We start from the raw sequence: 10,064 nt of genomic DNA on the forward strand, positions 1-10,064 counted from the left end.
ATGGCGGGGCAGCAGCTCCGGCGCTGGCGGGAGGAGGAAGGGCGGGCACTGAGTGTGCCTGGGGTGATGCCTCCGGCGGTGCTGCGGCCTGAGCAAGATGGGCAGCTACGGCCTGTGGTACCGGGGGTGCCTGCGGCTGGCGGGATGGGTGGGGCGGGTGCTGCGGCAGCGCCCACGCAGCCTGCATGGATGCGAGAGGATGAGGGGACGGCGAGGCCGAGGCTGGCACCGGCTCCGGCGCTGGGGGATTATGAGCGGGAGTGGCAGGGTATGCGGCCGGTGGTGCAGAATCCGTGGCATACGATGGATGAGGCGGAGGTGAGGCAGCTCCTGCCTGCGGAGCCTGCTCTGGGTGACCTGATGAATCCGCCTGGGCCAGGTGTGCAGATCGTGGATGCGGTGGACCGCCCTAGTCCTGAGGTCAGGCGGGCCAGGAAGCTGGCAGAGCATGGATTCACGGAGTGGAAGTCTCCTGCGCCTTTTCATCCGAATCTTTTGCCTAGGGCACCCGGGGAGCAGGCTGGGCAAGGGGACGCAGCGGAGCGGTGGCTTGAGGGTGAGAGTGCGAATTCTGCGGTCAGGCGCTTATTTGAGAGGCGTCCGCCGATGCCGGGGGAGAATGCGTTTTTGCAACTGATGCCTAGCATCCTACCGAAGGGTGAACGGGTGGAGGGGAGCTGGCAGGGCGATCCCCTGCGGGAGCTGCCGAATCTGCCGAGAGAGGGCGTGGATGGATATGTCAAATTGATGCATGACAGTGGGCCTGTGGCTGAAATGGGGGAGGAGGGAAAGGCGGCGGGTTTTGGCGCGGGGCTGTCTTTGCCGCCGCTGAATCCGGGGGCGAAGGGTGAGGTGGCACAGGGGCCGGGCGGGCCGCTGCTGCCGGGAGGAGCGCCCTCCCCTGCCCTGCCGCCGGTGACGGCCCCGCCTGCGCCCACAGTCAGGCCGCCCCTGTGGAAACAACGGACCACGCGGGGCGAGCTGGGGGAGGTGGTGGACCGTTTTGCCAATGGCCAGTGGCTGGTGAATTTGGGCGAGGGGGATGCGCAGCGCCAGGCGGTGTTTCATGATCGCCAAGTGGCGGGGATGACGGGGATGTCCCGGCCTGAGCTGGAGGCGTTTATGGATCAGCAGGATCTGCGGGTGCCTGATGAGCCAGTGCCCACGGGGGATGTGCCCCTGGGCCGCCTGCTGACGCAGCCGGAGTCCCTGGGACGCGTGACTGGCCGGGCGGTGGACCAGGTGCAGCGGCTGCTGCCGGAGGCGCTGACGGGGGATGTGGCAGTGTTTCCTGATGTGCAGCATTATTTGGATGCCGGTGGTACCTGGACGCCGGAGATGTCCGCCGGGCTGGCCTCCGGTCAGCCGTTTATGGATGCAGCCACGGGGCGGCGGGTGATCCTGGCGGATGGTGTGCACCCCAGAGCCGGGGAAAGCGCGCGCGCGGCGCTGGCGCGAACGGTGCGGGAGGCGGCGACGGGTGGCGGCAGGTTGGATCGTTTGTTAGGCCCGCATGAGTTGGAGACGCGGCGTTTTGACAATCTGGTGAAGCACATCCGCAAAGATGAGCTGGAGGCCATCACGGCGGACCCGGCCTTTGCCCATCTGGCCGGGGACAGCCGTGGGCTGGGTCTGGAATGGCTGTCCCGCATCGCTCAACAGCGGCCGGAGCTGCTTTACCAGCGCAGCCTGCCCCGCCAGATGGTGCAGGTGATGAGGGATGCGGCGGACCTCAGCGGCGGCAGGCTCCCGGGTGAGGCAGCTCCACCGACCGATGCGGATGTACCTCAGGGGGCGATGATCCAGGACGTGAATGGGATGCAGCTAAGACTGGCCTCCGCCACGGCGGGGGGAGGTGGGGTGCAGGTGGAGAAAGAGGCTGCGGAGCCAGCAGATGACACGGAATTTCGAAATAAGGCGGTTCATTCGGCACTGGAGGGAGTGATGTCAGGAAAATCTTCATTTGAGGCTTTGAATGAATGGCGCGCGCAGTTTCCTAAATCCGATGAAATGGGCAGTCAGATTTTTCTGGATGCCTACCAGTCCATCTCCCGCGTGGTCAGTCCTGCATATGACATGATCCAGGAGTTCATGGATGCGACGGAGCGGAAGATGACAGGAAAGGCGGAGCCGAGTGATGAAGCCTTTCTGACCGCCGGCGCTGACTGGCTGATCGATGAGGTCAATGAGAAGGACCGCCCCTTGATATTGGCGGCTCTGCGTGCCGAAGCGGAGAAACGTGGCTTAATCAATGCAGAGAAAAAAGGGACGGGATACGTTCGTGGTGCCACGCAGATGCTTCATGGGGCGGGTCAAGTGATGGCACCATGGACTGTTGGTAAAAGCACTGAGGCAAATTTGTTCTGGCAGCAGATGGGGGAATCCATCTTCCGCTTTAGCAAAGGGATGATTACGGACCGGGATGGCTATGAAAAAAGGCTCATGCATGTGCCGGAAAGTGGTGACACGCGTTATAGCGGTGGCCCGATACTTACACTTCAAGATGCCATCGATTTCGTGAATGAGAAGGCCCTGGAAGAGCCACTCACGGGAAGTATTCAATCAAACTCGTTTGCTCATGGTTACATGCCGCCTCCAGACATGAGGCGCACGATTTCGCCGGATGCCAATGCCACCCGGCTGATCCAGGAGGCCAAATCAAGGGCTTTAAAGGCGTTGCAGATCAAAGCGGAGATTGAGAATCTGGGCAACAAGACAGATCCCATTCCCAATGTGTTTGCATCCACCTTAGGGACCAGCGGGGTGGCCATGGGAATGACAGTGGCCACACGCGGGATGGCACTGCCCTTCCTCATCGCTGGGTATAAGAACATAGAGTTCAACGAACTGAGCCTGAAATATCCGGAGATGTCTCGAGAGGACCGCGCACAGATCGCCTGGATCTCTGGCACTGTCCAGGCGGCGGCGGACCGCCTCGGCGCGAGCATGCTGACAAAGCTGCCAGGAATCAAAAGCCTGCTTACCAAACAAATTACCAAACAGCTCATCAGCAGTACCCTGGGCCGTCTGGCTGCGGTTAACGTGGGGGAAAATCTCGTAGAAGGGGTGCAGGACATCATCACGCCCGCACTGATGCAGGCACTGAAGTCCGATGTGCCCGGCTATGACTGGGAGGCGGAGAAGCGGGCATTTTGGAACGGCCGCGCGGATGTGGCCATAGGCATGCTGCCGCTGACACTGCTGGGCCTGGGCCAGGCCAGCCTTCAGGATGTGAATGGAGCTCAGGAACTGCTGACACAGGATGATGTGCTGGCCAGCGCGGGGATTACGGAGGCGGATCGCAAGGCCATCGTGGAGAAGGCTCAAAGCGGAGATGGCGAGGCCGCGCAAACAGCGCTGCAGCAGGCCTGGGGCAGACGCGATCCGGCCATTGCCGCTGAACATCAGAAACGGATATCCGACCAGGAGGCGCGTGTGGATCAGGTCTTCACTGAGGCCATGCGCCGTGGAGTGATGCCGGAGATCACTCCTGGTGAGGACGGGCGGTTCATGGTTACGGATAGCGCTGGCAATGAAGCATCCTTTGCCACCCGCCAGGAGGCCTTGGCCGCAGCCATCACCCAGATGACGGACCCACAGAGGGCCGAGGTGGAAGGGATGCTGGAGGGAACAAAAAATCTCGAGCCTGCGAATCCATCTCCAGCGTCCGGATCAGTGGAGCCTGGAGGACTCCTTGTTGCTGAGCCATCCCTGTCGGAGGTGCATGATGAGGCAGCGGCGCAGGGGCTTGTGCCGCCTATCCGCGAAGAAGACGGGAAGTTTATCGTGACGGATCACGAAGGCACTCCGGCGGTCTTTACTGACCGCGAGGATGCCACGAAGGCCGCCTTCGCCTTCATGACGCCTGAGCAGCGTGAGAAGGTGAGGGCGATGGTGGAGGAGAAGGCGAAACAGTCGAGTTGGGTTCTTCCTCAGAATCACATGCACTCAAGGGTGAGCGTGCAGGAAAATCCGCATATCAACATTTCAAACGTTAAGCCGCAGGCCGATAAGTCTGCACAGATACAGGCGGGGCGAAATGATTCTCCTCAGCCGACGTCATCAACTGATAGCATTCCTGAAGTTCCACCAGATGAACCACCCAATGTTGGTCCATCCATTGATTTTGATCATATCATTGGTGCTGAGATTAACCCAAAAGGAAAAGCAACTGGAGGGCACAGTTTGGTCAACGGTGATGTGCGGATTATTCCTGGAACAGAGGGTCCACCAAATGCATCTGGTATTTATGAAGCAGGTGTCGAAATGAAACATCCGAGTAAATCGGAAACCTGGATAGCCAAAACATCAAATGGAGGACGCAATACAATGTTTCCAAAAAACTGGTCAGCAGGTCAAATTCAAGCGGAAGTAGAAGCTGCATGGAACAGTCCTAGCAAGATAATTAATGGACAACGTTGGCAGGCGGTTTCACCATCTGGAGCAAAGATAGAGGGATTTATCAACCCCAAGAGAATCACCGCATATCCCAAATACTAATAAACTATTTTTATATCATGAAAATATTGATGCACTACAAGGTATTCCCAAATGGACTGATGAAAGAAGCTGTTGTTATAGACAGCGATCATTCCCAATCGCAAGCTTATGACAACGTGCTGGGTGGATTTTTATGGGGAGCTTCTGAAAGGCCGGAATACTGGCATGAATTTTTGGCTGTTATCAATAAAGTCAAACTGCAAGGTGGTACTGAGGAAGAGACGATTTCATACAATGATTGGTATGTCACTATACATCCTAACCGTATCGATATTGATTATGCGGCTGATGACCAAACTGTGGCTACATTCCCTATAGACCATGTCCAAAATGCTGTTGAAGGATGGATACGATTTCTCCAAATGCCAGAGGCCGAGTCAAGTAAGTTGATCATCGAATTATCTACAATAGACGCATAACATTGTAATCGGAGATGCCTATGATTTGCAGGCATAAGATTCTTCAACGCCTTATGCTGGCACAAGGATGAAATGTGTCTCGGGCGGAGTTTGTCGAAGCCGACAGCACGCATTGTGTAAGGGTCGGTATGGCAGATGCAGCAGGTCATGGGTCGCGATGAGCCGGAGCAAAGTCTGCGGGTGGCCGGTGCCTGGCGGGTGGAGGATCTGCCTGCCTTTCTGCAAGACCCGATGCTGAAGGATGCCACGCCGGATCAGCGCCTGCTGCTTTTAAACGATGTGCTCCGTCAGGCCGGGGAGGAATATGCCCGGCGGCCGGGCTTTTCCCGTGAGCAGTTTCTGGAGTATCAGTCCGTGGCCAAGGCCGCCCGCGAGCGTGTGCAGGAAATGAAGACCTGGGGCGAGACTGCTGCGGGCGTGGGTGGTGTGGTGGCAGATGCTTTACGCGGCACGGCGCGCGGGCTGATCGCCACGGCCACGGATACCACTCTGCTGGAGCCGGATGCCTTTTTGAGGATGGATGAGCCTTTGGAGTTCCGCATACCTTTGGGCAATGTGGCCGAACAGGCCGGGCATTGGGGGAACAAGGCCGGGGACAGGGCGGAGCGGCTTCTTTCCGGCGATGCGGACAAGGATCTGAATGAGGGCCTGGCGGAGCTGCAACGGGACCTGGAGACGGCCAATCTGCCCCTGGGAGACCGTGCCGCACTGGATGCCTGGGTGGACAATTATGCACGCCGCCTTTCTGCAGCGCAGGCCTCCTGGTATGAGGCTGTGCAGGGCACGGAGGAAAAGTTCACCCACAAGGGCAAAGAGGAGGTCATGGACCAGGCCTGGCTACAGACCTATTCAAAGGCCAACGGTCTGAATGCACCGCACAACGCTGCGTTGCTGGCGCGATACCTCACCACGCAGGATCCGCAGGTGCTCAAACAACTGACCGAAAGTCTGAAGAAAACTCCGCGACGAGCGGCCATTGAGCGGGACCAGCAGGAGAGCCTGGACAAGAGCCAGGTGGTGAACTTCCTGACTAACCACATGGATGGCGGCGACTACGCGCAGGTGATGGCGGAGGCGGGCAACCCATTGGAGATTGCCTCCAACCTTGTGCCCCTTTTCCGGGGCGCGCGCATCGCCAGCCAGGCAGGTAAAAGTGCGTTGAAGGTGGCAGGCAGCGCCGTGGGCAGTGTGGCGGCAGACATCGCTCTGGAATCCGTCAATCTGGCGGTGGAAAATCCAGACGCGGCACTGGCCGATTATCTATCCAACGGACGCGATGTGGTGGCTGCTGCGCTTGGCCTGCATGGCGTGGGCATGGTGGCGGGTAAAACCGGACAGGTGATGGATCGTACTGCCCAGGATCTGTGGGGAACTGAGGGCAAACCTTCGCCCATGGATACCCCAGCGGGACAACCCGCAGCAGGAACCGAAAAGATGCCTTCGGAAATCCATCCGCAGGCAGTCATGGAGGGCGACGGGCTGCCTGGGGAATTCAGTGCGGATGGTCAGGCACCCGGTTCTTCACGACTCCCTGGTCTGGAGCCTGCACCTACCATACCTGGGCCAACGCTATCAGAGGGAAACCTATCTCCTGAATTGCGCAGACAGATGGCAGAGAAAGTACGCTCTCAGGCGAACCAAGCCCGTCCTGGGCTGGCGGGTGACGATGTCATCATCGTGGACAGCGTGGACGAACTGCTTGGTACTGACCTGGCCCGTGAACATCCGTTTACATCCGAAGACATCGCCGAGATGATGTCAGCGGAAGGCCTCTATGACAAAAAAGCGGCAAGAGCATCCTCATCACCGGCAACATCCGGCCTCTGGCAGGAGAAACCGTGGAAGAGGCGATGTCCCGTGTGCTGCTGCACGAGCACGTGGGCCACCATGGCATGGAAAGCCTGCTGAAGGGCAATGCGATGCAGGAGCGTCGCTTTAACCAGCTCATCACGCAGATCCCTGAGGCTGAGCTGATGAGCATCGCGGGGCAAGATGGATACAGGGGCCTGCAAAGCAAGCCGCGTGAACTGGCGCTGGAATGGCTGGCCCGTGAATTGGAGAGGCGACCAGACATCCTGCAACGCCAAGGACCCGCTCAAGAACTGTGGAGGCTCATGCGGGAAATAGTGGCCGACTGGCAGGCCCGTATGGGCTTGCGCTCCAACGCGGGCCGCAGCCTGGATGCGCAGGTAGGCGACCTGCTGGAGCGAGCCCGGGATCAGGCGGCGAAGAAGGGCACCTTCTTGCCTAATGCGAGTCATCCAGATGTGGGGCCACGCTTTGCATACAGCATCCCCGTTCGCCAGGACAAACCCACCTCATGGGCAGCCGTGAAACCAGGGCACCGCTGGATGAGCGCAAAAGGACTTATTCCGAAGCTCAATGACAGTCGGCCACCTTTTGTCATTGTAAAACGAGGCACCTTTGAGGAGAAGGTTTCAAAGGTCGCACGATGGTTAGGATACATGCCGAAAATCAAAGATCCATGGGGCGGATCTATAAGTTTGAGTAATCCACAAACCAAAGGTGGTTTCCCCACAGAGTTAGAAAACCGGGCAGCCCACTTGCTTGGCGAGAACCTAGATGAAAGGGTGGAAAAGAGGACCGAGCGCCCAAGCAAAGTCGAGTGGATAGGTGCGGTACAAGGAACCATTGAAGGAGCACAGGTCAGAGTGCGTCAGGGAAGTGAAACACTCTACTTTCGTAGTTACGCTGAAGGGGTGCACATGGTCATCGTGGAAGAGGGGATCGTGAAGGATCAGTATGGCATCGTTTCTCAATACGCGCCTGACATGAACAAGCGCAACTTTAAAGATGCTGTTGTCGAGAAGGTTCGTTGAAAACATAATAAGGCCCTTGTTGAGTATTGCTCTGCAAGGGCCTTATTTTTTGCCCGCCTTGCTCCTTGAAGGAGTCCCTATCTGCGGGGATTCGGAAGCAGCCCAAGACTCAAACGGCACAGACACCTTGTCCAGGAGCGCACTTTTAGTATCAAGCAGACTGTCGAAAAGTCAACGGTAAAGGACATTGGCATGAGGTGAGTTGAAAAACCATTGCTCTGTCACCACTCCTGCACTGGATCGCCTGGCGGAGACGGCTGGGGACCAGACCGGGAAGGTGCTGGGCAGGATGAAACATGGGGACGTGCCTAACCAAAAGCAGGTGACGCCTGCAGAGGGGGATGTACCTGCTGAGGCACCTGCACCCGCACCGCAGGCCGAGATACCGACGGATGAAGGCCGACCGCTCGACAGCAGCGAGGCAACCCAGCCAGTGCAGGATCAAGCCCCGCCTTCTCGAGAGGAAGTGCATGATGAGGCAGCGGAGCAGGGGCTTGTGCCACCTATCCGCGAGGAGGACGGGAAGTTTATCGTGACGGATCACGAGGGAACGGAAGCCGTTTTCACCAGTCGCGAAGAAGCCGTCGAGACCGCCTTCGATCTGATGACGCCGGAGCAGCGAGAGAAGGTGAGGGCGATGGTGGAGGGGAAAGATCGAAGCAGGCTTGTGGGCGGTGCCACAAGTATGACTTCAACAGGACAACCACAGCCGGGGACGACCTCGACTCTGAATCCTACCCTTGCAGCAGACCCAGCCTCTACCGCTCCTGGAAAATCTGCTTCTGGTATACAGCCCCTTCTTGCTAAACCATCTCTTCACCCGGCAGGTCCCGCCACTTCACAGCAGGTTCAATCAGTGGTGAAAGAACTTCATCGGAGCGTACCTGGGCTGGTTCACGAGAGGACACACGTCTTCGCTACCGAGACCGATTTTTTGGCATCAGATTATGCACGGCAGCATTCCTTCAGTGCTCAGGTGCTAGAAGATATCAAAGGCAGGGATGGGTTTTTTGACACCACTACCGGCAGTGCGATCATCATAGCAGAAAATGTGAAGGGACGCCCTTCAGAAACTATTGAGCAGGGACTGCGGCGCACCGTGCTGGAGCATCGGGTGGGGTATGATGGTCTCAGCATTGTCCTGGGTCATAGCTCAGGGCTGGCTGGGATGTTGGACCTCCATACACCGGCTTATAAGAAATGGCAGGAGTTGAGCAAACAGATCCCTGAAGCGGACCGAGACGCTCTGGCAACTGAGCCTGAGTATGCCCACCTCAAAGGTGACACGGACGCGCTGAATCTGGTTTGGTTCGCTCGTGAGGCAGCTAGAGATCCTGCATTCACTAGCAAGGCTCAGCGCCCCTTTCTGCAGGAGATGTGGGAGGTTTTCTGTGACCGTGTCGCCCTGCTCTTTGAAAAGACTGGTCTGCGGAAACCGCAGATGAGGCAGATGCGGGATCCGGCGTTTCTGACGGATGTGCGGGAGTTCATCCAGCTAGCGCGTGACTCGGTGGTGGTGAATAGGCGCGGACAGACGCCGCGTGCGGTGGCTACGTCCAGCCAGAGTGGGCAGTCGGGCCGCCCCCTTGCCCCAAGCTTGTTGCCGGACGACATGATGCCGGAAGACACGGCATCTCGTATCACCAGCATCTGGAAACCACACCGACCCGCGCCGCAAAAGTATCTGATGCCTGATGTGATTGATAAGCATCTTGAGCAGTTTAAGGATGGGGTGGTGAAAGTGATGAGAGCTGATATTTATGACACATTCGGCCCAAAACATTTAGATGAAAAATCATACATTTTGCCTTTATCTAAGCTGCGGGATATTCTTCAATACGCCAATGGTGATCGCAGGAAGCTTGAAGAAGCATTAGGCTACGATCCAGGCTACTTTGATGGTTCACAAGTGGGCATCGTGGTGATACCTTCGGTGGATGGCATAAGTCTTCGTATGCCCGATGGTAATGAAACGGGGGCCAATTCTAATTGGCTTCCGGGAGGCAAGCTACCACGCACTCCTGCTTTTGAGGGAATGCCGGAAGCAGTTATTGATCTAAAAGGCTATGATAAAAAGAATTGGCCTTTAATCGACCTGAAACTACCATGAAATTATGTACCGCGTTATTCATAGTTGGGAAACAGAAAACTTGTCCCTCGAGCGGGGCGCGGAGTCCGGCTCTCCCTGCCTTTGTGTGCCATTCATTGATGACATGGTTCGAGGAGGTTTGAGGTTCAGACTCACGGAGGAGGAGTTTCATTTGCTGGCTACTGATTCCGAAGTGCGCCAGGAATTTGCTAATAA

At 57.5% G+C, this 10,064-nt stretch carries 5 protein-coding genes; all 5 read left to right on the top strand.

Annotation, left to right across the window (positions count from 1 at the left end):
• Nucleotides 1-4,500, top strand: a 4,500-nt coding sequence (locus EI77_RS23670) for an EndoU domain-containing protein (protein WP_208300463.1), incomplete at its 5' end; no start/stop codon positions are given.
• A 59-nt stretch (nt 4,501-4,559) separates the two neighbouring features.
• Nucleotides 4,560-4,919, top strand: a complete 360-nt coding sequence (locus tag EI77_RS23020; protein WP_133797667.1) for a hypothetical protein — start codon at nt 4,560-4,562, stop codon at nt 4,917-4,919.
• A 135-nt stretch (nt 4,920-5,054) separates the two neighbouring features.
• Nucleotides 5,055-6,827: a hypothetical protein gene (locus EI77_RS23025; RefSeq protein WP_133797668.1), complete on the top strand. Its 1,773-nt coding sequence runs from the start codon at nt 5,055-5,057 to the stop codon at nt 6,825-6,827.
• The gene (locus EI77_RS23030; protein WP_133797669.1) at nt 6,770-7,759 is read left to right on the top strand and encodes a hypothetical protein; all 990 of its coding nucleotides are present in this window, start codon (nt 6,770-6,772) and stop codon (nt 7,757-7,759) included. The genes EI77_RS23025 and EI77_RS23030 overlap by 58 nt, the downstream gene beginning before the upstream one ends.
• Before the next feature lie 202 nt (nt 7,760-7,961).
• Entirely contained in the window at nt 7,962-9,869 is a 1,908-nt protein-coding gene (locus tag EI77_RS23035) for a hypothetical protein (protein WP_133797670.1), read from the top strand.
• The last annotated feature ends 195 nt before the right edge of the window (nt 9,870-10,064 follow it).

Origin of the sequence: Prosthecobacter fusiformis (assembly GCF_004364345.1) — a bacterium.
GTDB lineage: Bacteria > Verrucomicrobiota > Verrucomicrobiia > Verrucomicrobiales > Verrucomicrobiaceae > Prosthecobacter > Prosthecobacter fusiformis.